The organism is Nereida ignava (assembly GCF_001049735.1).
Classification (GTDB): Bacteria; Pseudomonadota; Alphaproteobacteria; order Rhodobacterales; family Rhodobacteraceae; genus Nereida; species Nereida ignava.
The window spans coordinates 89,430-110,793 of record NZ_CVPC01000006.1 but is presented as its reverse complement, the minus strand read 5'-3'; the positions used below and the strand labels follow the sequence as shown (position 1 = coordinate 110,793).

19 protein-coding genes and 1 tRNA gene are annotated in these 21,364 nt (G+C 54.4%); 13 read left to right on the top strand and 7 right to left on the bottom strand.

The genetic code is table 11. The features are described from left to right. Nucleotides 1–48: 48 nt before the first annotated feature. The 10 genes from NIG5292_RS07550 to NIG5292_RS07505 are packed head-to-tail and all read left to right on the top strand — an operon-like array spanning nucleotide 49 to nucleotide 11,530. Nucleotides 49–975, top strand: a complete 927-nt coding sequence (locus tag NIG5292_RS07550; protein ID WP_048598914.1) for a carbohydrate ABC transporter permease — start codon at nucleotides 49–51, stop codon at nucleotides 973–975. Beyond that, nucleotides 975–1,823: a carbohydrate ABC transporter permease gene (locus NIG5292_RS07545; RefSeq protein WP_048598913.1), complete on the top strand. Its 849-nt coding sequence runs from the start codon at nucleotides 975–977 to the stop codon at nucleotides 1,821–1,823. Before NIG5292_RS07550 ends, NIG5292_RS07545 begins: the two co-directional genes overlap by 1 nt. Before the next feature lies 1 nt (nucleotide 1,824). After that, nucleotides 1,825–3,903 carry an alpha-galactosidase gene (locus NIG5292_RS07540; RefSeq protein ID WP_048598912.1) on the top strand — a complete coding sequence of 693 codons (2,079 nt, stop codon included), beginning with the start codon at nucleotides 1,825–1,827 and terminating at the stop codon, nucleotides 3,901–3,903. Then, nucleotides 3,900–5,615, top strand: coding sequence for an IlvD/Edd family dehydratase (locus NIG5292_RS07535; protein WP_048598911.1), 1,716 nt, complete (start codon nucleotides 3,900–3,902; stop codon nucleotides 5,613–5,615). Before NIG5292_RS07540 ends, NIG5292_RS07535 begins: the two co-directional genes overlap by 4 nt. After that, nucleotides 5,615–6,376, top strand: a complete 762-nt coding sequence (locus NIG5292_RS07530; RefSeq protein WP_048598910.1) for an SDR family NAD(P)-dependent oxidoreductase — start codon at nucleotides 5,615–5,617, stop codon at nucleotides 6,374–6,376. The genes NIG5292_RS07535 and NIG5292_RS07530 overlap by 1 nt, the downstream gene beginning before the upstream one ends. Then, nucleotides 6,373–7,272, top strand: coding sequence for a 2-dehydro-3-deoxygalactonokinase (locus tag NIG5292_RS07525; RefSeq protein WP_048598909.1), 900 nt, complete (start codon nucleotides 6,373–6,375; stop codon nucleotides 7,270–7,272). The genes NIG5292_RS07530 and NIG5292_RS07525 overlap by 4 nt, the downstream gene beginning before the upstream one ends. Continuing rightward, nucleotides 7,269–7,880 (top strand): 2-dehydro-3-deoxy-6-phosphogalactonate aldolase, encoded by a 612-nt coding sequence (locus NIG5292_RS07520; protein ID WP_048598908.1) that lies wholly within the window; start codon nucleotides 7,269–7,271, stop codon nucleotides 7,878–7,880. Before NIG5292_RS07525 ends, NIG5292_RS07520 begins: the two co-directional genes overlap by 4 nt. Further along, nucleotides 7,870–8,682, top strand: coding sequence for an SMP-30/gluconolactonase/LRE family protein (locus tag NIG5292_RS07515; protein ID WP_048598907.1), 813 nt, complete (start codon nucleotides 7,870–7,872; stop codon nucleotides 8,680–8,682). The genes NIG5292_RS07520 and NIG5292_RS07515 overlap by 11 nt, the downstream gene beginning before the upstream one ends. Continuing rightward, complete coding sequence (locus NIG5292_RS07510; protein ID WP_048598906.1) at nucleotides 8,679–10,577, top strand: beta-galactosidase; 1,899 nt, start codon at nucleotides 8,679–8,681, stop codon at nucleotides 10,575–10,577. The genes NIG5292_RS07515 and NIG5292_RS07510 overlap by 4 nt, the downstream gene beginning before the upstream one ends. Beyond that, nucleotides 10,562–11,530, top strand: a complete 969-nt coding sequence (locus NIG5292_RS07505; protein WP_048598905.1) for an aldose epimerase family protein — start codon at nucleotides 10,562–10,564, stop codon at nucleotides 11,528–11,530. Before NIG5292_RS07510 ends, NIG5292_RS07505 begins: the two co-directional genes overlap by 16 nt. Here the strand turns inward: NIG5292_RS07505 and NIG5292_RS07500 are convergent. Together NIG5292_RS07500 and NIG5292_RS07495 are read right to left on the bottom strand one after the other, a co-directional pair. Further along, nucleotides 11,514–12,266 (bottom strand): alpha/beta fold hydrolase, encoded by a 753-nt coding sequence (locus NIG5292_RS07500; RefSeq protein WP_048598904.1) that lies wholly within the window; start codon nucleotides 12,264–12,266, stop codon nucleotides 11,514–11,516. The genes NIG5292_RS07505 and NIG5292_RS07500 overlap by 17 nt on opposite strands. Then, nucleotides 12,247–13,551, bottom strand: coding sequence for a UDP-glucose dehydrogenase family protein (locus NIG5292_RS07495; RefSeq protein ID WP_048598903.1), 1,305 nt, complete (start codon nucleotides 13,549–13,551; stop codon nucleotides 12,247–12,249). Before NIG5292_RS07495 ends, NIG5292_RS07500 begins: the two co-directional genes overlap by 20 nt. Nucleotides 13,552–13,691: 140 nt before the next feature. Here NIG5292_RS07495 and NIG5292_RS07490 point away from each other — a divergent pair, with 140 nt between their 5' ends. After that, nucleotides 13,692–14,705 carry a GDP-mannose 4,6-dehydratase gene (locus NIG5292_RS07490; protein ID WP_048598902.1) on the top strand — a complete coding sequence of 338 codons (1,014 nt, stop codon included), beginning with the start codon at nucleotides 13,692–13,694 and terminating at the stop codon, nucleotides 14,703–14,705. Between the two features lie 10 nt (nucleotides 14,706–14,715). Here the strand turns inward: NIG5292_RS07490 and NIG5292_RS07485 are convergent. Further along, nucleotides 14,716–14,792 (bottom strand) — tRNA-Met (locus NIG5292_RS07485). Nucleotides 14,793–14,867: 75 nt separating this feature from the next. Between NIG5292_RS07485 and NIG5292_RS07480 the strand changes: the two genes are divergently transcribed. Beyond that, on the top strand, nucleotides 14,868–16,286 hold the full coding sequence (locus tag NIG5292_RS07480; RefSeq protein ID WP_048598901.1) for an FAD-binding oxidoreductase: 1,419 nt from the start codon (nucleotides 14,868–14,870) through the stop codon (nucleotides 16,284–16,286). On the opposite strand, the gene hemC is transcribed toward NIG5292_RS07480, so the two are convergent. Continuing rightward, a complete protein-coding gene (gene hemC / locus NIG5292_RS07475; RefSeq protein WP_048598900.1) occupies nucleotides 16,283–17,224 on the bottom strand; it encodes a hydroxymethylbilane synthase in 942 nt (313 codons plus the stop codon). The two genes, NIG5292_RS07480 and hemC, sit on opposite strands and share 4 nt — an antisense overlap. A gap of 189 nt (nucleotides 17,225–17,413) precedes the next feature. Between hemC and hemE the strand changes: the two genes are divergently transcribed. Beyond that, nucleotides 17,414–18,454, top strand: coding sequence for a uroporphyrinogen decarboxylase (gene hemE, locus NIG5292_RS07470; protein ID WP_048598981.1), 1,041 nt, complete (start codon nucleotides 17,414–17,416; stop codon nucleotides 18,452–18,454). 87 nt (nucleotides 18,455–18,541) lie between these two features. On the opposite strand, the gene hemF is transcribed toward hemE, so the two are convergent. The 3 genes from hemF to NIG5292_RS07455 all read right to left on the bottom strand — a co-directional run bounded on the left by hemF (nucleotide 18,542) and on the right by NIG5292_RS07455 (nucleotide 21,352). Continuing rightward, the gene (hemF, locus tag NIG5292_RS07465; RefSeq protein WP_048598899.1) at nucleotides 18,542–19,435 is read right to left on the bottom strand and encodes an oxygen-dependent coproporphyrinogen oxidase; all 894 of its coding nucleotides are present in this window, start codon (nucleotides 19,433–19,435) and stop codon (nucleotides 18,542–18,544) included. 103 nt (nucleotides 19,436–19,538) lie between these two features. After that, on the bottom strand, nucleotides 19,539–20,345 hold the full coding sequence (locus NIG5292_RS07460) for an SDR family NAD(P)-dependent oxidoreductase (protein WP_048598898.1): 807 nt from the start codon (nucleotides 20,343–20,345) through the stop codon (nucleotides 19,539–19,541). A 20-nt stretch (nucleotides 20,346–20,365) separates the two neighbouring features. Continuing rightward, nucleotides 20,366–21,352, bottom strand: coding sequence for a class I SAM-dependent methyltransferase (locus NIG5292_RS07455; protein WP_048598897.1), 987 nt, complete (start codon nucleotides 21,350–21,352; stop codon nucleotides 20,366–20,368). Nucleotides 21,353–21,364 lie beyond the last annotated feature (12 nt).

The following is a 21,364-nucleotide window of genomic DNA, read 5'->3' as shown; positions in this document are numbered from 1 at the left end:
AATCGGCTTTTCGTATAAGGTGACCGACCCAGCCCGGAGGCGACCAACATGACGGCCTTGCCCGACCCCACATCGCAACCACAACGCAGCTGGTACAAGCGTAACGAGATCGCAGTAACCCCATGGCTGTTTTTGCTGCCGGGGATGTTTTTCTTTGCATTCTACGTCATCTACCCAATCTTTCAGTCGTTCTGGATTTCATTTCATGAGTGGGACGGATTGGGCGAAAAAGTATGGGTAGGTACGGCTAACTACGAGCGCCTTCTGGGTGGTGACCGCAAGTTTGAGACCTCCTTTTGGAACAACTTGAAATGGCTCTTTTTGTACTTGCTAGCTATTCCCGCAGGTCTGTCGATCGCCTTGCTGCTCAACCAAAAAGTACGCGGCATAAGGCTTTATAAATCACTCTTTTTCTTTCCGTTCGTGTTGAGCCAAGTGGTTGTCGGTCTTGTCTTTTCGTGGTTCTACCTTCCCCGCGAAGGATTACTGAACGCAATTCTCGCCGTGGTCGGCGCAGGCCCTGTCAATATCTTGGGTGATCCATCAACAGCCACTTATGGTATTATCGCTGCCGGTTTATGGCCGCAGACTGCCTATTGCATGATTTTGTATCTTACTGGCCTGAACGCGGTAGACCCCGAACAGATTGAAGCCGCGCGACTTGATGGCGCAAAGGGTCACCGCATGCTGTGGCACGTGGTGTTGCCCCAGCTGAAACCCGCGACGTTCATCGCCTTTGTTGTAACCATCATCGGCGCGCTGCGTTCATTTGATTTGATCAGTGTTATGACCAACGGCGGCCCTTTCGGTTCAACCCGCGTCTTGAGTTTTTACATGTACGAGGAATCTCTGTCGGAGTTCGGCTTCCGCATGGGATACGGCGCGGCAATTGCCGTGGTCCTTTTCTTCATCATGCTGTTCTTTATCGTCTACTTTTTGTGGTCGATGTACCAAGATGAAAGAGGAGGCCGCTAATGTTTCCGACCCCAATCGAAAAGACATCGCGTACGTGGCAATTGACGTACCAAGGCCTTCTGCCAATCGTTCTGCTAATCTGGCTTTTGCCGCTGATCGCGGTGGCGACGTTTTCTATCAAACCGTCTGCCGACTTTACAAACGGCAACTACTGGGGGCTGCCAACATCCTTTGAGCTATTCACGAACTACGGCAAAGTTTTCTTCGAAAGCGATATGCCTCGCTACATGATCAACTCTGTGTTGATCACTGTTCCTACCGTGATTGGCGCGGTTGCTCTTTCAAGCATGACTGGGTTTGCGCTTGGGGTGTACCGTTTCAAAGGCAACCTCGCGATCTTCTTTTTGTTCATCGCAGGCAACTTTGTACCGTTCCAAATCTTGATGGTGCCGGTGCGCGACATTTCCGTGAACCTTGGGCTTTATGACACCAAAGTCGGTTTGGTCCTTTTTCACATCGCGTTCCAAACAGGCTTTTGCACTTTGTTTATGCGCAACTTCATCAAAGCCCTGCCATATGAGTTAATCGAAGCCGCCCGCGTTGAGGGGATTGCAGAGTGGCGTATTTTCTGGTTTGTTGTTTTGCCCTTAATGAAGCCCGCCTTGGCGGCTTTGTCTGTGTTGATTTTTACCTTCATCTGGAATGATTACTTCTGGGCAGTTGTGTTGACACAAGGTCCAGACGCACAACCTGTCACTGCGGGGATCACCAGCTTTAACTCTCAATATCGTGCGGCATACCACCTGATGAGCGCCGGCTCTATTGTTGCTGCACTACCTCCTGTCGCGATGTTTTTCTTGATGCAAAAGCACTTCATCGCGGGGCTAACTCTCGGAGCTGTCAAATAGCATGCACCATTGGCGACTAGACGATGCACGTCAGACATTGGTTCTGGCAACCAAGGGCGCGCGGCTGCCCCAAGTGATCTATTGGGGCGCGCCTCTGCCTGCGGATGAGGATCTGGAAACGCTCCAAGCGGCCTATCAGCTTGATGTGACGGGCGGCATGCTGGATGAGAACCCGGATTTGTCAATTTGCCCCGAAGCATCGCGCACATTTCCCGGCCAGCCCGGCCTGATTTGTCGTGATACAGACGGTACACCTTTATTACCAAAGTTCTGCTTTGAAAAAGCGGAGACTGATGGCGGGCTAACCCTAAGTTTTCGCGATGATGAGAACCGCCTCACCCTGACCGCCATTTACGCGATCAACCCTCAAACGCATATCATCACCGCCAAGCACATTCTTGAAGCGGATCGCTCGATCCATTTGCATTGGCTGTCCGCGCCAGTCTTTCCCGCCCCACAAAACGCCAGTGAGATGATCGATTTTGCAGGCCGTTGGTGCGGTGAATTCCAGCTTAACCGTACGGCATGGTCTGCCGGTATGCGCTACCGTGAGAACCGGACGGGCCGCACAGGTCACGAACACTTCCCGGGTCTAATCGTGCCCTGCGAAGGTGCCACAAATACCAACGGCGAGGCGTATGGCTTTCACTATGGCTGGTCCGGCGGACACAAAATGATCGCCGAGGAACTGCCCGATGGGCGGCGTCAAATCCAGTTCGGCCACGCGGCGCGAATGGAAACAGAAGCCGCCACCCGCTTTGAGACCGCAACACTTTATGCAACGTTTTCAGGCCACGGATTGAACGGATGCGCCACAGCATTTCAACGCCATACCCGCGATCAGATTGTGACGTGGCCAAAGGGTCAAATCGCGCGGCCTGTGCATTACAACTGTTGGGAAGCTGTCTACTTTGATCACAAATTGGACGTCCTCAAAGACATCGCTTCCAAGGCGGCCAATCTGGGCGCAGAGCGTTTCGTGTTGGATGACGGTTGGTTTGGTCGGCGCGACGACGACACGACGTCCCTGTCCGATTGGCAAGTCGATCCGCGCAAATACCCCGATGGTTTAGGCCCGCTAATAGATCATGTGCACGCCGAAGGAATGACGTTCGGCATCTGGTTTGAACCTGAGATGATTAACCCCGACAGCGATATCCACCGCGCCAATCCACACTGGGCGTTGGGCAGCGAGGATCAGACCCTTGGCAGGCAGCAAAAAGCCCTCAACATGGCGCTGCCCGAAGTGCGCGATTTCCTTTATGACCGCATGTCCGCAATCTTGCGTGACCACGATGTGGACTACATCAAATGGGACCATAACCGTGTACTCCCCGCCCCTGACGCCGCACAAACACGCGGCTCATATGCCCTGATTGACCGCTTGCGCCACGATTTCCCGCAGGTCGAGATTGAGAGCTGCGCCTCAGGTGGGGGCCGTATAGACATGGGTATCCTAAAGCGCACCCAGCGTGTCTGGCTGTCAGACAGCAACGATGCGCTTGAGCGGCTCAAAATTCAGCATAACGCCGCCCTTTTCCTGCCACTGTCCGTAACAGGAAGTCACGTTGGTCCGCGCAAATGTCACACGTCAGGTCGCAGCATTGATATCTCGATGCGCGCGTGGGTCGCCGCACAGCGCCACATGGGCTTTGAAATGGACCCCCGTGAACTGGACGATCGTGAAGAGCGGGTTCTGCGCGAAGTCACAAGCTGGTGGAAAGCGAACCGCGACTGGATGCAACGCGCAGATATTTTGCGCCTCGACAGCGCCGATCCGGCGGTCATCGCAGAACAGCAACTTGCCGAAGATCATAGCCGCTTTGTTGTGTTTGCCGGCAAAGCAGACACAAGCGCGCAAATTGCCCCGCGCCCACTTCGCCTGACACGTCTTGACCCAACGGCACGCTACCGCATCCAACTGATGAATGGCCCCACAGCACCTGCACTATCGCGCGGGGATCAGCGCATCAAAACCGAACCTATGGAATTTTCCGGAGCCTACCTAATGAACTACGGCGTCACCTTGCCATGGAATTTCCCAGAGACCATGTGGGTACTGGAAGGAACAAAACTATGACTGACAAAAAGCCCCGCCGCTCGTCCCATTGGTACGGCAAACTCGACAAAGACGGCTTCATTCACCGGTCGTGGATGAAAAATCAGGGGTTTCCAGACCACGCATTTGATGGCCGTCCAATCATCGGGATTTGCAACACATGGTCAGAGCTCACACCATGTAACTCGGGCCTTCGCGACTTGGCTGAGGGCGTAAAGCGCGGCGTTTGGGAAGCGGGTGGTTTTCCTGTCGAGTTTCCAGTGATGAGTCTCGGCGAGACACAGATGAAGCCCACTGCAATGCTGTTCCGCAACCTTCTTGCCATGGACGTAGAGGAATCCATCCGCGCTTACGGCATCGACGGTGTCGTATTGCTGGGCGGCTGTGACAAGACAACACCGGGCCAGTTGATGGGTGCGGCATCTGTGGACCTCCCCTCAATTGTCGTGTCCTCGGGGCCGATGCTGAACGGGAAATACAAAGGCTCCGACATCGGCTCTGGAACGGATGTGTGGAAATTCTCGGAAGCCGTGCGCGCAGGTGATATGACTTTGCAAGACTTCATGAACGCCGAGTCTGGTATGTCGCGCAGCAAAGGCGTGTGCATGACCATGGGCACAGCCAGCACGATGGCATCACTTGTTGAGGCGATGGGCATGTCCCTTCCGACCAACGCAGCCCTGCCTGCTGTGGACGCGCGCCGCATGGCGCTGGCGCATATGACGGGCAAACGAATTGTGGAGATGGTCGATGAAGACCTAAAGCCGTCCGATATTTTGACCAAAGAAGCGTTTGAAAATGCGATCCTTGCCAATGCCGCAGTGGGTGGTTCCACAAACGCAGTCGTGCACCTTCTGGCAATTGCGGGGCGTGTGGGCGTTGATCTAAGCTTGGATGATTTTGAGATCGGTGGTGAAATTCCCCTGTTGGTCAACTGCATGCCGTCTGGCAAATACTTGATGGAAGACTTCTGTTACGCGGGCGGAATGCCTGCGGTTCTGTCTGAACTCGGCTCTCACATACGATCTGCCAAAACGGTGCTTGGCGGGGACATTTCGGCCTATGCGCAGGGCGCAGAAAACTACAACACAGACGTTATCAAAACCTTCGACGACCCCGTGAAGCCAGCTGCGGGCCTGCGAGTGTTGCGCGGCAATCTGGCGCCCAACGGAGCAATCGTGAAGCCTTCAGCAGCCACCGATGCATTGCTTGAACACGAAGGCGAAGCGTATGTTTTTGAAAATATCGAAGACTTGAAAGCAAATATTGACCGCGATGATTTGCCTGTCACGCCGGATACTATCTTGGTGCTAAAGGGCTGTGGTCCGAAGGGCTATCCGGGGATGCCTGAGGTCGGCAACATGCCAATTCCAAAAGTGCTCGTTCAACAAGGCGTGCGCGATATGATCCGTGTTAGCGATGCGCGTATGTCAGGCACTGCTTACGGCACTGTTATTTTGCACGTTAGTCCCGAAGCGAATGCGGGCGGGACTTTGGCGCTGGTAAAAACAGGCGACCGTATTCGCGTAAGTGCAAGTGGCGGTGTGTTAGAGTTGCTGGTCAGTGAAGACGAACTGGCAGCCCGCCGTGCAGATTGGCAACCAGAGGAACCTCACTATACACGCGGGTATGCCAAACTTTATATCGATACTGTTTTACAGGCGGACAAAGGCGCTGACCTTGACTTCTTGGTCGGCAAGGACACTCGCCTCGTCACAAGGGAGAGCCACTAATGCACCCCACATTTCATGACCTAAAAGACGCCAGCGTTTATGTCACAGGCGGCGGATCTGGCATCGGTGCGGCACTCACGGATGCGTTCCTGTCCCAAGGTGCAAAAGTGGCCTTTATTGGCCGCGAAGACGCAAGCGCGTTTTGCGACGCGATGGAGCAAAAGCACGGAACACGCCCATTGTTTTTGCAAGGTGACATCACAGATACGGACCACCTGAAGGCTACGATGGATCAGGCAGTTGCGGCACATGGGCCACTACGCTGTTTGATTAACAACGCCGCAAATGACCAACGTCACAGCACAGCCGAAGTGACGCCTGACTTTTGGGATTGGATGATCTCGGTCAACCTCAAGGCCTATTTCTTTGCGTGCCAACACGCCGCGGCTCTGATGGCCAAAAACGGTGGATCGATCATCAACTTCAGTTCCATCAGTTACATGATGGGCAACGCGGGATACCCGATCTACACAACTGCAAACTCTGGCATCAATGGCATGACCAGAAGCCTCGCCCGTGAGTTTGGCCCCGACAACATCCGCGTAAACGCTGTGGCGCCAGGTTGGGTACTGACACAGAAACAAAAAGACCTGTGGGTGACAGAAGAAGCGCTTGCCGCGCACATCGACCGGCAGTGCCTAAAAACCCCCCTCGCCCCGGATGACATCACCGGCGCGTGCCTCTTTATGGCCTCCGATGCCTCCAAAATGATGACAGGTCAGGCAATGGTGATCGACGGCGGCGTGGTAACAACCGGATGACCGACGTAGAGTGGATCGCAATTGATTGGGGCACCTCGAACCTGCGGGTTTGGGGGATGAACGCAAACGGTCGTGCAGTGCGTGAAGCAACCAGCACCAACGGCATGAACCTGCTTGCCCGCGATCAGTTTGAAGACGCGTTGATGGCGCTGGTCAGCACATGGCTGAACGGACCCACAATTGCCATTGCGTGTGGGATGGTCGGTGCGCGCCAAGGCTGGATGGAGGCACCCTATAGCACCGTGCCCTGCGAGCCGTTGGGCGAGGGCATCGTAAAAGTTCCGACCCAAGACGCGCGGCTGCAAATGCATATTTTGTCGGGCATAAAGCAAACCAGTCCCGCCGATGTGATGCGCGGTGAAGAAACGCAAATCGCAGGTTTTCTCGCGCTTAACAAAGACTGGGATGGTGTCATTTGTTTGCCCGGAACGCATACGAAATGGGTCCATGTGAGTGCAGGCGAAGTGGTCAGTTTTCAGACCCTCATGACCGGCGAATTATTTGGCCTTATCAGCGAGCAAAGCGTTTTGGCGCACTCCGTCACCTCCGAAGGTTGGAGCGATGCAGCATTTGAAGAGGGCCTAAGCACAGCGATGTCGCGGCCTGAAGCATTGGCCGCGCGCTTGTTCAACATTCGCGCCAGCCAGCTTCTTGAGGACACCGCACAAGACACAGGCCGTGCACGACTTTCTGGACTGCTGATCGGGGCAGAGCTTGCCGCGACAAAACCCTATTGGCTAGGTCAAAACGTAGCCATCGTCGGCAGCGCGCCACTCGCCAGCCACTACACGACCGCCCTACGAGGCCAAGGCGTTCCTGTGACGGAAACAGATCCCGTCGCGATGACCGTTGCAGGCCTGACAGCAGGCTACAAGAAGTTGAAAGGCATCACATGAGCCGTCCTATCATTGCTATTTTGCGGGGCATTCCCACAGAGCAAGCCGCGGAAGCCGCGTCAGTTATTCTCGAAGCAGGCATCACCACTATTGAGGTGCCAATGAACAGCCCCGACCCCATCGGGGCGATCAAGGCAATGGTGGATGCGCACGGCCAACAGGCGCTTATCGGGGCCGGCACTGTTCTAAGCAAAGCACAAGCGGACGCGGTCGCTGACGTAGGTGGAAAGCTCATCGTTTCGCCCAACACAAACCCAGACGTCATCGCACATACGGTCGCACTTGGGCTACAATCCTGGCCTGGGGCCTTTACGCCGACCGAATGTTTTGCGGCCCTTGAAGCAGGGGCCACCGGATTAAAACTTTTCCCCGGTAACATGGCGGGGATCGGCGGCCTAAAAGCAATCCGCGCAATTTTGCCCCAAGGCACAAAGGTTTACGCCGTAGGCGGCGCAGGACCAGATAATTTCGCAGAATGGATCGCAGCAAGCGCTGACGGGTTTGGCATCGGTTCTGGCATCTACAAGCCGGGAATGAGCACAGACACCATCGCGAAAAACGCAGCGGCGATTGTTACCGCCTATGATGAGGTCATAAATGATCTTTGATGAACGGGCCTGCGCGCTTGGCGAAGGGCCTTTGTGGCACCCGTTGCGACAGGAGCTGTTCTGGTTCGATATTTTGGGAAAAGCCCTGTACTCGAGCACCAAGACATGGCAGTTTAGTGAGCACGTCTCGGTCGCAGGTTGGATGTCTGAAACGCAGCTGTTGATTGCGTCCGAAACGGCTTTGTTCACGTTTGATCTGGAAACGGACGTGCGTGAAAATGTCACCGAACTGGAAGCCGATTTACCTGATAACCGTTCAAACGATGGGCGCGCTGATCCTTGGGGGGGCTTTTGGATTGGCACGATGGGTAAGAAGGCGCAGCCCAAAGCGGGTAGTATTTACCGCCTGTTCGAAGGCAGGCTGCACCGCCTGTTTACGGACATCACGATCAGCAACGCCATCTGCTTTGCACCTGATAAATCCTGCGCCTATTTCACGGACACGGCGACAAAACAGATCATGCGTGTCCCCCTTGATGATGCAGGGTGGCCCAATGGCGCGCCTGCCGTACACCTTGATCTGACGGCCCAAGGCCTCAACCCAGATGGTGCAGTCACGGACACCAACGGCAATTTGTGGGTAGCGCAATGGGGTGCGTCACGGGTCGCCGTCTATGATCCAACGGGAGATTTCATTGAGGCGCATGAGTTCAGTGCCAGCCAAGTCAGCTGCCCTGCGTTGTCTGATCAAGGGCTCTTTGCGACCAGCGCTGCCGTTGATGTGACAGAGACCGACGGTGGCAAGACTTTCTTCAAGCCGCTCAACGTATCGCCCCAGTTGGAGCATCAAGTAAAAGTATGACCCCTATACAGCCCCGCACCCTTGGCACCTGCTATTATCCCGAACACTGGGACCGCAGCATCTGGGAGGATGATGCACAACGGATGGTCGAGGCAGGCCTGAGCTGGGTCCGGATCGGCGAATTTGCTTGGTCACGGATTGAGCCGCGCGAAAGTGAATTTCACTGGGACTGGTTGGATGACGCCATTGAGATTTTGGGCCGTGCTGGCCTGAAAGTTGTGTTGGGCACCCCCACAGCGACGCCTCCCAAATGGGTACTGAACAAATATCCCGACATGCTGGCAATTGACGCACAAGGGCAGCCCCGCAAATTTGGCTCGCGCAGGCACTACTGCTTTTCGCATTTGCCATACCGCGCAGAAGCGGGCCGGATCACCCGCGATTTGGCTGAACGCTACGGGTCAAACAACTTCATCCACGCATGGCAGACCGACAACGAATACGGCTGTCATGATACTGTCGTATCCTACTCCGATGCGGCGCGAAGTGGCTTTCAAAACTGGCTCGCAGCGCGCTACGGCGACATCACAGCCCTGAATAAGGCATGGGGCAACGTCTTTTGGTCGATGGAATATGATGATTTCTCTGAGATCGATCTGCCTAACCTAACGGTGACCGAACCAGGCCACATCCACCAGCTCGATTTCATGCGGTATAGCTCAGACATGGTTGTGGCCTTTAACAAGGTTCAGACCGATATTTTACGCGGTCATACAGATGCGCCACTGATCCACAATTACATGGGGCGTATTGTGGAGTTTGATCATTTCGGTGTGGGGGCGGACCTCGATATTGCATCATGGGACAGCTACCCGATTGGCTTTCTGTCAGACCGTCTTGAAGCAAGCGACGCACACAAACAGCATTTTTTGCGCCAAGGTGATCCGGACTTTCAGGCCTTTCACCACGATCTATACCGCGCGGTAGGGCGCGGGCGTATGTGGATCATGGAACAACAACCTGGTCCAGTAAATTGGGCCCCCTACAACCCTGCCCCTCTTGATGGAATGGCCCGTTTATGGGCATGGGAAGCCTTTGCGCATGGTGCTGAAACCGTGTGCTATTTCCGCTGGCGACAGGCGCCTTTTGCTCAAGAGCAAATGCATGCAGGCTTGCTGCATCCTGACAGCACCGATGCACCCGCCCTCAGTGAGGCACGCCAAGTTGCGAACGAAATTAAGGCGATGCCTGATCCCAAGACTGCGAAAGGCGATGTGGCGATCATATTTGATTATGCCTCGGCGTGGGCGTGGTTTGCACAACCACAGGGCGCTGATTTTGATTATTTCAGACTTGTCTTCGACATGTACCGCGCCTTGCGGCGCGCGGGCCAAAACGTAGATATCCTACCGCCGGACGCCCCCTCGCTTGATGGCTACAGTGCCGTTTTCGCGCCTGGTCTGATGACTATTCCCGACGGGCTGCGCAAGATACTGCAAAGCACCGAAACGCCCATCATTTTGGGGCCGCGGACCGATACCAAGGACATCAATCTGACCATCCCAACACCGATGGGCCCAAATGTTGAGGGACTTGATGTCACTGTGCGGATCACCGAAAGCATTCCGCCCACTGCGAAGTTTGACCTGAAAGGCGGCGGTACCGCGCGCCACTGGTTTGAGCACATCACAGGTGACGCCGAAACGTACATTGAAACGATCGACAACCAGCCCGTGCTGGTCGGAAGCAGTGGCCTGTTCTACCTGGGCGCATGGCTTGATGAGGCAGGGTTTGACCGTGTGATCCAGATGTTTGTGACGCCCCATAAAATGCCAGCAGGTGTGCGTGTTCGCGACACAGATACCCATCGGTTTTGGTTCAACTACAATCCACACAGCGTCACAATTGATGGGAATGAGATACCCACAGCAGGTGTAATATGGCAGAAATTGTAAGCTTTGACACAATGCCAGACGGCACCGAAGTCCATAAAATCACTCTCGCCAATGATGCGTTATCTGCAAGTTTTCTGACTTTTGGGGCGACGCTACAATCAGTCTACCTGAACGACGATGCACAAAACCTCACCCTTGGGTTTGATGATCTTGGCTCGTATCTGGCCCCCAGCAACATGGTGGGTTGCGTCATCGGACCAGTGGCAAACCGCATCGGCGGCGCACGCGCAATATTCGACGGAAAGGACCTGAAGTTCGATCCATCAAGCGGCGGGAACACTTTGCACAGCGGCCCTTATGGCTGGCACAATCGTGTGTGGGATATTGTGGACAGCACAGAGCGGTGCGTCACGTTTATGCTGAAAGACCCTGACGGTTTGGGTGGTTTTCCCGGCAACAAAACCGTAACTGCGACCTACGCCATTGCAGGCAACCGTATTGAACTTGCCATCGTGGTCACAAGCGACGCACGAACACCCGTTGCCGTAACGCATCATGGGTATTGGAACCTAACTGGGGCGCCAACAATTGATGATCACTCACTTGAGGTTCGCGCAGATCAATACCTGACCTCAGAAAACAGTCTGCCCACGGGCATTGCAGAAGTTGCGGGAACTGAGTTTGATTTTCGCACGCCAAGGCCGATTGGAGATACTTCTGTCGATAACAACTTTTGCTTATCACAACAGACGTCCCCCTTGCGCGAAGTCGCGGTGCTGCGTAGCGGCGACAAAGCCTTGCACTTATGGAGCACGGACGTGGGCCTGCAGGTCTATGATGGTATCTCATTGAATGTAGATGGGCCAATGCCGCGCGCTGCTCTGGCGCTTGAGCCGCAAAGGTGGCCAGACGCGCTGAACAATTCAGACTATCCATCCGTTACTCTGGAAGCCAACCGTGTGACTACTCAAGTTATGCGTTGGCAGTTTGAGAAAATCAGTTCTGGGAATTGATCAAAGGGTCACCAATCATCTGCACCGCCGCCGCAAGATCGATCTTTTCGCCAAACTTTTCTTCGCGCAGGAACCGTAGCGTATAGGCGATCACGATCGGGTTATTCATCATAAACGTATGGCTAACTGGCAATGTGATGTGAGAACGCATGCCCGCCAATTTCGTGCTTTCTACAGACACTTTACCATCATGGGGCCCGTCGATCAAAACAGCACCAAGTGCGCCAAGCGGGACATTGCCCGCAATGATGCCAACAGGATAATCAACGCCACCTAATTGGCTGGGAACGCTGCCGTCATTGGTGCCAAGTTGACGACCAGCAGGACCATTGAGCCATTCAAAAGGAACCAGATCGCCAAAGGTATCAACCAACTCTGACCCCTGATTTGGGGGCGCAAGCATGACAACACGCCCAAGATTGGCCGGACGTGTTTTTTCAAGATAGGCGCGCACAAGAATTCCACCCATTGAGTGGGTGACAAAATGCACCTTGCGATCCCCACACTCGGCAACTGCAGGGCCAAGCGTTTGGGCGACCAATTCCTCAATTGGTAATTGGCGCGAGGGGTAGCCGGGGTTAACTGTGTGATAGCCCTGCGTCCGCAAAACACCCTCAAGCACCGCAAGCGACGTATCGCTGCGCGCCAACCCATGTAACAGAACTACGCATTCCGCCGTTGCCGGTTGCGCGGTCAAACCCAATGCCACAAGCGCCTTAGCGACCCACGAACGCATAACTTTCAAATCCTGCCCGTTTCAAATCTTTTTCCGAATAAACATTGCGCAAATCTGCGAACCGCGGCGTGTTCATACGCCGTGCAATCCGGTTCAAATCTAGCGCACGAAATTCATTCCACTCGGTTAACAAAACACACAAATCAGCTTTCTGCACGGCCTTATATGCGTCCTCGGCCCACACCACACCCGGCAAAAGCGTTTCGCCCTCATGGTTGCCTTGCGGATCGGTGACAATCACTTTGGCCCCTGCGCCCACTAAGGCAGGCACAATGGTAAGGCTGGGCGCATCACGCATGTCGTCTGTGTTGGGTTTGAACGTGACCCCCAGAACGGCGATGGTTTTACCGTTAAAGCTGCCATCACAAAGGGTGAGAAGCTTCTCAATCATGCCGCGCTTGATCTCTTCATTCACCTTGATGACCGTTTCCGTGATCTGCATTGGCACAGCATGTTCTTGGCCAATACGCGCCAACGCCTTGGTATCTTTGGGAAAACAAGATCCGCCATAGCCCGGTCCTGCGTGTAGGAATCTATTGCCGATCCGCCCATCAAGGCCCATACCCTTCGAGACCTCTTTCACATCCGCACCAACTTTTTCACACAGTGCGGCAATCTCATTGATGAATGTGATCTTGGTGGCGAGAAAGGCGTTAGCGGCGTATTTGATCATCTCTGCGCTTTCCAAATCCGTGGTCACAATTGGAAAATCCCTCAGAAAAAGGGGCCGGTAGATTTCAGCCATCACATCTGCGGCACGTTCGTTTTGCACCCCAACCACGACTCGATCTGGGCGCATAAAATCATCAATTGCCGCCCCCTCACGCAAGAACTCTGGGTTTGATGCCACATCGAACAACGCGGCTTTATTTGCTTTGCGGATAATCTGTTTAACCTGACGGTTTGTACCAACGGGGACTGTCGATTTGGTCACCACCACCGTGTAGTCTTCGATCAGATGCGCAACCTCTTCTGCGGCGGCATATACATATCTCAGATCCGCGTGTCCGTCGCCCCGACGGGTCGGTGTACCAACGGCAATAAACACCGCATCGGCACCCTTCATGGCACTGGCCAGATCAAGGGTGAAAGACAGCCGACCAGCCGCAACATTTTTCGTCATCAGCGCTTCAAGGCCAGGCTCAAATATTGGGACGTGACCCGCATTTAGCTGCTCAATCTTGGCGGGGTCCTTATCCACACAGACTACGTCATGCCCAAAATCCGAGAAACATATCCCCGAAACAAGCCCGACATAGCCGGTTCCAATCATCGCTATGCGCAATTAACTACTCCTGACGCTCATTGGTCTAACTCGTCAAAACAATGCGCGGGGAAGCGGTGCAAAATTGGCCGCGTTCCGCTCTAACTTTTGACTTATTTGCGCACGATACTCAGCGATAATGACAAGAGTGAGGCACTTCGATGACTGAACAAAGAACCGCTTTGGTAACTGGCTCGGCGGGTTTCATCGGCTTTCACCTGTGCCAAAGACTGCTGCGCGACGGATTTCGCGTGATCGGTCTAGACGCCATGACTGATTACTATGACGTTGCCCTGAAAGAGCGCAGACATCAAATTTTACTGCAAAGCGAAGGGTTCACGGCCTGTGAAGACAGGCTTGAGGACCAGCAGGTGCTGCATAGCCTTTTTGAAAAGTACCGCCCCGATGTGGTCGTGCATCTCGCGGCTCAAGCAGGTGTTCGCTATTCAATCGACAATCCGCGCAGTTATGTTCAGTCCAATCTAATCGGCACTCACGAGCTGTTGGAAGCGGGCCGCGCCTTTCCGCCCGCACATATGCTGCTTGCCTCCACCAGTTCCGTCTACGGTGCCAACACGCAAATGCCTTATTCAGAGACCGACAAGGCAGATACGCAGATGTCATTCTATGCGGCCACTAAAAAGGCAAACGAAGCGATGGCCCACAGCTACGCTCATCTGTTTAACCTGCCCATCACAATGTTCCGCTTTTTCACCGTTTACGGTCCTTGGGGGCGGCCAGACATGGCGTTGTACAAGTTCACACGCAACATTTTGGCCGGTGAGCCGATTGATGTGTACAACCACGGCGAAATGAGCCGCGATTTCACCTATGTGAGCGATCTGGTCGAAGCTATCCGTTTACTTATTGAAGCAGCCCCTGAACGTAGCAAAGATATTGCCCAAACTGACAGCCTGTCGCCAGTTGCGCCATGGCGGGCGGTGAATGTAGGCAACTCGGAGCCAGTCAAACTGATGGATTTCATCGCGGCCATTGAAAAAGCTACTGGAAAAACTGCAAAACTCAACATGATGGACATGCAGGCCGGCGACGTGCCGGCGACATGGGCAAACGCGCAATTGCTGAAAGACCTGACCGGATACCAACCTCAAACAAGCGTTGAGCAAGGCGTTGAGGAATTCGTGCGCTGGTACCGCGACTATTACCAAACATGATGAGTAAAAATGGTGGCGTGGGGGAGACTTGAACTCCCGACCTATCGATTATGAGTCGATCGCTCTAACCAACTGAGCTACCGCGCCACTGGCGGCTGATTTATCGACGGCACCCCATGGCGTCAACCCGCAAACTCGTGCAAATTGCCTTCAACGAAGGGGATGACCATGATTTCTGAATTGCAAAGCATTGTTGGCGAAAATTATGTGACCACCGGCAAGGATCTGGCCGCCTATTCCAGCGACTGGGTCGGCTGGTATAGCTGGGAGCCTCTTGCATTGGTCCGTCCTGCAAATACCGCAGAAGTTGCGGCACTGGTCAAATGGGCGAACGAAAACAAAACCGCAATCGTACCCGTGAGTGGCAATACCGGCCTAAATGGTGGAACCCATGCTGAAGGGGCCGTGATGCTATCGCTCGACCGGCTCAACAAAATCCGCGAAATGCGGGCCGACGCACGCGTGGCAGTTGTTGAGGCTGGCGTGATAATGTCCCAACTGCATGATGCAGCCGACGGCTTGAACCTTGTGTTTCCAATGACATTTGGAGCCAAAGGCAGCGCGATGATCGGTGGAATGCTATCGACCAACGCAGGCGGCTCAAACGTTTTGCGGTACGGCAACACCCGTGATCTTTGCCTTGGTCTTGAGGTTGTCACCCCCCAAGGCGAGATCATGGACCTGATGGGCGCGCTTCATAAAGACAACTCTGGTATCAACCTCAAGCACTTGATGATCGGTGCGGAAGGTACTCTTGGAATTATTACTGCCGCCGTTATGAAGCTGGCCCCGAAACCGTTGGCCTATGCCACCGCCATGCTAGCGGTGCCTGACCTTGATGATGCTTTGCGCCTTCTGAACAACCTTCAGCAGGCAACAGGCGGCGGTGTTGAAGCATTTGAATATATGACGCGCCCGTATGTTGAGGCGCATATGAAAAACCACGGGGGCGGTGAGCCATTCGATGCGCCACACCAGATCAATATCCTGTGCGAAGTAGGAGCTACGGCGCCGCGTGATGCAGACGTACAGCCTGACGGGTCTGTTCCGATCACGTCGTATCTTGAGGATGTATTGGGCCGAATGGTGGAAACCGGTCAGGTGTTGGATGCCGTAATTGCACAAAACGAGGCGCAACGCCGCCAAATGTGGGAGCGGCGCGAGGCAGCGGGCGAGGTTCTTCTAAGCCACAAACCACTGGTCAACACAGATGTTTCCGTCGCGCTTGACGATGTCAGCCGCTTTATCAGGCTCGCCGATGCGCGGATGCAGCAGATTGATCCCGGCGCACAACCCATGATCGTCTCACACTTGGGCGACGGCAATGTGCATTATGCAGTGTGGCCCACAACTCACGATGAGGCCGTGCATAAATCCATGATTGAGGCGATTGAGGATTGCGTCGTTGAAGTTCAGGGCAGCTTTTCGGCCGAACATGGGATTGGGATCTCAAAGCTTGATACGATGTCGCGACGCAAAGACCCCGCGGCCCTTGCGATGATGCGCACCCTGAAAACGGCGCTCGACCCAAATAACATCCTCAACCCCGGCAAGGTGATTCCACCGGCCCCGGCGGATTAATTCAGCCAGCTGAAGAAGTCATCGTCCGCTTGACTGCGCAACTTACGGGCCATTTCAACGCCCAGCTTTGCGCCATCAGCCACAGAACAGGTTTGCTCATCACTAAGCACTTCAGAACCATCAACGCGCAGAATTTCACCGCGCAAGGTCAGAGTATCGCCATCAATTGTGGCCAATCCGCCAATTGGCGTTTCGCAAGATCCATCAAGAGCACCCAAAAAGGCGCGCTCCGCCGCAAGACGTTGGGTTGAAAGGGTATCGTTGATGGCGCTAAGCATCTCGCTGACGCGGTCATCACCCAAACGTTGCTCAATACCGATACAGCCCTGAGCCACCGCAGGAAGCATTTCTTCAGCCTCAATCGCGGTGCGTGGCACCTCGTCCATTGCCAACCTGTTCAACCCGGCCATGGCAAGGAAAGTTGCTTCAGCCACGCCGTCTTTCAACTTTTTCAATCGCGTTTGAACGTTTCCGCGAAATTCGACGATTTCCAGATCAGGACGATAATTCAAAAGCTGCGCTTTGCGTCGCAGGGATGACGTGCCGACCACAGCCCCCTCGCGCAGATCAGCAAGCTTGCCGCCATCCAAAGACACAAACGCATCACGCACATCTTCGCGGGGCAAATAAGTCGTCAGCGCAAGCCCGTCTGGCTGCGCAACGGGCATGTCTTTCATCGAATGGACTGCAATATCAATCGCGCCAGACAGCAGATCGTCTTCAATCTCGCGGGTAAAAAGACCCTTACCGCCGATTTCTTTCAAAGGCCGGTCCAAAATGCGGTCACCGGTTGTTTTGATCACAACAATCTCAAAAGCACCCTCAGGCAGATCAAAGGCCGTCATCAACCTTTGCCGAGTTTCATAAGCCTGCGCGAGTGCCAGCGGCGAACCACGAGTGCCGATTTTCAGCGGTGCATCGAGAGAAGGTAGAGTCATAATTTACATTGTCCACTTTTGTTGACACAATAGGTGTCTATAAGTTGAGTGGCCATTCCTCAACCCCGAGAACCTTAACTGGCCACATTCAAAAAGCAAAATATCTTTTCGCAAGAAAAGTCCCGTGATACCAAGCGTCTAGTTCGGCGCGCCCGAAGCAAGGAAATTCCGATGAAGGACAGCATCACCATGACAAAGCCAAAGAAATTGCTGCAAAGCCTTGCGGGCGAAACGCTTGAGACGCCTCCGATCTGGATGATGCGCCAAGCAGGGCGCTACCTGCCAGAGTATCGCGCCACCCGTGCACAGGCCGGTGATTTTCTATCACTTTGCTACAATCCGGAATTGGCCGCGGAAGTAACGCTTCAGCCAATCCGCCGTTACGGCTTTGATGCTGCGATTCTTTTCGCCGACATTTTGCTAATCCCCGAAGCACTTGGAGCTGATCTTTGGTTTGTCACCGGCGAAGGCCCCCGCCTTTCCACCATCACAACCGACGCGGACTTTGCCAAAATCAAAAGCGCAGATGATGTTCACGATCACCTTGCGCCAATTTACGAGACCGTAAAGATTCTTGCACGTGAACTACCAGAAGAGACTGCACTGATCGGCTTTGCGGGCGCACCTTGGACCGTTGCCACATATATGATCGCAGGTCGCGGCACTCCTGACCAAGGGCCAGCACATCAGCTGATTGCTGAGAACCGCCCGCTGTTTGAAGCGCTGATTGACCGTCTGACGGACGCAACCATCGCGTATCTGTCGATGCAAATCGAAGCCGGCGCAGAAGTCGTGAAACTGTTCGACAGCTGGGCAGGCTCGCTTAAGGGTGACGACTTCCAGAAGTACGCCCTTGCCCCCGCAATCAAGATCATCACAGCACTCAAGGCAAAACACCCCACCACACCGATCATCGCCTTCCCTCGCGAAGCAGGTGATGGGTACATCGGCTTTGCAAAAGCAACGGGCGCAGACTGTGTCGCCCTCGACAACTCCGTCAGCGCCGAGTGGGCCGCGCGCAATGTTCAAATTGATGGCTGCGTTCAGGGTAACCTCGCCTCAAGCCATATGGTCACCGGCGGCCAAGCACTTGTTGATGAAACACGCGCCATCGTTGATGCCTTCAAAGGCGGGCCACATGTTTTCAATCTTGGTCACGGCATCACACCGGATGCTGATCCCGAAAACGTACAACTGATGATCGACACAGTTCGCGAAAAACGCAGCTAACCAGTTTCATCAGATTAACTAAAAAGGCCGCGCATTCATTTGCGCGGCCTTTTGTATTTTGTGAACTTACAAGCGGTGGACCGACGTCTAGACCCACTTCGCCAAAGGCGGCAGGGACATCAACACCGCGTTGGCGTCGTGACCTGTCTCAAGACCAAACTTAGTGCCGCGATCATACACAAGATTGTACTCCGCATAGAGTCCACGGTGAATGAGTTGCGCGTCTTTATCGGCCTCATTAAAATCTGCTGTACGGCGCTTTTCAACAAGCGGCACATAAGCGGGCAAAAAGGCACGACCGATGTCTTGGGTCAAAGCAAAATCTGCCTCCCAATCACCAGTGTTGTGATCATCCATGAAAATGCCGCCAACGCCGCGGGCACGATGACGGTGCGGGATGTAGAAATACTCATCAGCCCACTCCTTTAGGCGCGGATATAAATCCGCACCATGTGGGGCCAAATGCTGTTCTTGGGTTGCGTGAAAATGCGCCGTATCTTCATCAAACTCAAGACAAGGGTTCAGGTCAGACCCGCCCCCAAACCACCACGCATGAGGCGTCCAAAACATCCGTGTGTTCATGTGAACTGCGGGTGCTTGGGGGTTGCGCATGTGTGCCACAAGGCTAATCCCGCTGGCCCAGAACCGCGGATCATCCGCCATACCCGGAATACCTTTGCGCGCAGCCATCGCGGCCTGTGCACGTGGAGCCAACGTGCCGAAAACCGTACTGACGTTGACGCCCACTTTTTCAAATACGCGCCCACCGCGCATAACGCTCATCAGGCCGCCACCTGCATCAGAACCGTCATCGGATGCCCGTGTTGTTTCCGTTACTTCAAACGAACCGGGCGCCATATCTGAGAACGGCCCTGTTGTGTGTGACGCCTCAAGGTCTTCAAACGCTGCAACGATTTGATCACGTAACTCACGAAACCACGCTGCGGCGAGCGCCTTGCGGCTGTCAAAATCTTCGGTCATGCAAACTGTCCTCTTTAGTTGACACTTTACTAGCATGTGTTTTGCGACTTGCCTAGATTTGGGCCGCTCTTCGCAACATCGTTTTATGATATGTTTGGCAAAACTAGTGGGCTGGCGCGCGCGCTGCATCAACAAGCGACCGGCCACCGTCAACCGTAATCACTTCACCCGTCACAAAGCTTGAAGCATCTGAGGCCAAATATTGCACCGCGTCAGCCACCTCGGACGGCCCGGCAATCCGGTGTAGGGGTGTGTGTTCTTTGATGTCTTCGCGGTATTCTTCATTGTCTTTCAGCGTGTCTTTGAGGCTAGCCGACATAACTGAACCGAAAGCAACTGCATTAACGCGAATGCGGTGCGGCGCCAATGCAACCGCCATAGAACGCGTCATTTGGTTCAACGCTGCAGAACTCACGGAATAGGCAAGCAATTCGGGCTGGGTGCGATTTGCCGCAATTGAGCTTAGGTTTACGATGGAGCCCGCAGGCGCATCTTCCGCCGCAGTTTCGGCCTGTTTCATCATGCGTTTCGAAATAGCCTGCGTGAGGCGAAGCGACGTCATCAGGTTTTGCTGCAACAGTGTTTCAACTTGATCGGCTGCGGGGTCAAACGGATCAGACTCAAGGACCTGACGTGAGCCGTTCACCAAAATATCGACCTGATCGAAATGATCCAACGTAGCAGACAACAGGTTCGCAATTGTCAGCTTTTCGCGCAGATCACCCGAGAACGTGATAAACTTCGGCTCCGCGCTATCGTCCGCCCCAACCTCGGCAACCAGCTTTTCCTCGTTCATATCCGCGAATACGACATTAGCGCCCATGGACAGAAAGTGGCGACCAATCGCAAGGCCAACCCCGTTGGCAGCACCGGTCACAATAGCAGTTTTGCCCGCAATGGAAAAAGACATCAGATGCTTCCTAACTTGGTTTACCGGCGGCGGCGCGGCTTGCGGGCGTGTAGCACTTTGAAGCTTGCGTCGCCTGCAATTTCTTTGACGTCCGCAAACAGCTCAGACAGCGTCCCTTCATAGGGCAGATGCCTGTTCGCAACGATCCACATTTGCCCACCGGGGTGCAACACCGATGCTCCTGCCGCGAGAAATGCGCGACCGATTGCCGGATCTGCAGTGCGTGATGTATGAAACGGTGGGTTGGAAATAACTGCATCGTACAGCGCTTTTTCTGGCTTAAACCGCGTTGCATCCGCCCAATGCAAATGCGCGCGCTCATCAGTAACATTATGAGCGGCGCATAAATGTGCCGCGTGGTCTGCCTCAACCATATCAAGGTGGGCAACGTTATCACGCTTCAAAATCTGCGCCGACAACCACCCCCAGCCAGAACCCATGTCTATAATTTTAGCAGGCAATTTCGCAGGTAAAGCTGCGGCAAGTGCTGCACTGCCTTTATCAACCGCGCCTGCAGAAAATACACCGACACTGGTTTTAAAGCCATCAGGCCCATCCTGCATCGGATCATCTATTGCCCACGCGCTTAGGTCTGCACCCGCTGAAATTGTGAAAGCTTTGCCGTGCTGCTTGGAAAATGCCGACGTCACATCACACATCTTGCGAAGATCGCGAAAAACGCTCTCAACGCCCTCAACTTTCAGGCCATCAACGCTGACTGCCCCGTCAGTTCGTGCGGCCGCATCGGCGAGCCGCGCGCGGATCGCGTCTTTGGCGCGCGGCAGAAATACAATGCTGTGGGCAAACCTGCCCTCAGGCAGAGGGCTAACGATGTATCCGCGCGTAGCCCAAGCATCATGGTCGGGCTTGAACGGCTGAATAATGAAAACGCGGTCCTGAGGCAGCGCAGTTAAGTCTGCATCCGCGGATGGGCCCCAAACCGCGATTGTGCCCTCATCGGGCAGCGGTACGAAGCCCGCGTCTATGGCAAGTGAAAGTCGTGACATCAAGAGTGCGGC

What these genes read in the sequence shown, in the direction of transcription:
- NIG5292_RS07520 (WP_048598908.1), top strand. Translation starts at nt 7,269, where the DNA reads ATGAGCCGTCCTATCATTGCTATTTTGCGGGGCATTCCCACAGAGCAA.
- hemC (WP_048598900.1), bottom strand. Translation starts at nt 17,224, where the DNA reads ATGACTCTACCTTCTCTCGATGCACCGCTGAAAATCGGCACTCGTGGT.
- NIG5292_RS07515 (WP_048598907.1), top strand. Translation starts at nt 7,870, where the DNA reads ATGATCTTTGATGAACGGGCCTGCGCGCTTGGCGAAGGGCCTTTGTGG.
- NIG5292_RS07510 (WP_048598906.1), top strand. Translation starts at nt 8,679, where the DNA reads ATGACCCCTATACAGCCCCGCACCCTTGGCACCTGCTATTATCCCGAA.
- NIG5292_RS07535 (WP_048598911.1), top strand. Translation starts at nt 3,900, where the DNA reads ATGACTGACAAAAAGCCCCGCCGCTCGTCCCATTGGTACGGCAAACTC.
- NIG5292_RS07500 (WP_048598904.1), bottom strand. Translation starts at nt 12,266, where the DNA reads ATGCGTTCGTGGGTCGCTAAGGCGCTTGTGGCATTGGGTTTGACCGCG.
- NIG5292_RS07550 (WP_048598914.1), top strand. Translation starts at nt 49, where the DNA reads ATGACGGCCTTGCCCGACCCCACATCGCAACCACAACGCAGCTGGTAC.
- NIG5292_RS07525 (WP_048598909.1), top strand. Translation starts at nt 6,373, where the DNA reads ATGACCGACGTAGAGTGGATCGCAATTGATTGGGGCACCTCGAACCTG.
- NIG5292_RS07545 (WP_048598913.1), top strand. Translation starts at nt 975, where the DNA reads ATGTTTCCGACCCCAATCGAAAAGACATCGCGTACGTGGCAATTGACG.
- NIG5292_RS07505 (WP_048598905.1), top strand. Translation starts at nt 10,562, where the DNA reads ATGGCAGAAATTGTAAGCTTTGACACAATGCCAGACGGCACCGAAGTC.
- NIG5292_RS07455 (WP_048598897.1), bottom strand. Translation starts at nt 21,352, where the DNA reads ATGTCACGACTTTCACTTGCCATAGACGCGGGCTTCGTACCGCTGCCC.
- NIG5292_RS07530 (WP_048598910.1), top strand. Translation starts at nt 5,615, where the DNA reads ATGCACCCCACATTTCATGACCTAAAAGACGCCAGCGTTTATGTCACA.
- hemE (WP_048598981.1), top strand. Translation starts at nt 17,414, where the DNA reads ATGACAAAGCCAAAGAAATTGCTGCAAAGCCTTGCGGGCGAAACGCTT.
- NIG5292_RS07540 (WP_048598912.1), top strand. Translation starts at nt 1,825, where the DNA reads ATGCACCATTGGCGACTAGACGATGCACGTCAGACATTGGTTCTGGCA.
- NIG5292_RS07460 (WP_048598898.1), bottom strand. Translation starts at nt 20,345, where the DNA reads ATGTCTTTTTCCATTGCGGGCAAAACTGCTATTGTGACCGGTGCTGCC.
- NIG5292_RS07480 (WP_048598901.1), top strand. Translation starts at nt 14,868, where the DNA reads ATGACCATGATTTCTGAATTGCAAAGCATTGTTGGCGAAAATTATGTG.
- NIG5292_RS07490 (WP_048598902.1), top strand. Translation starts at nt 13,692, where the DNA reads ATGACTGAACAAAGAACCGCTTTGGTAACTGGCTCGGCGGGTTTCATC.
- hemF (WP_048598899.1), bottom strand. Translation starts at nt 19,435, where the DNA reads ATGACCGAAGATTTTGACAGCCGCAAGGCGCTCGCCGCAGCGTGGTTT.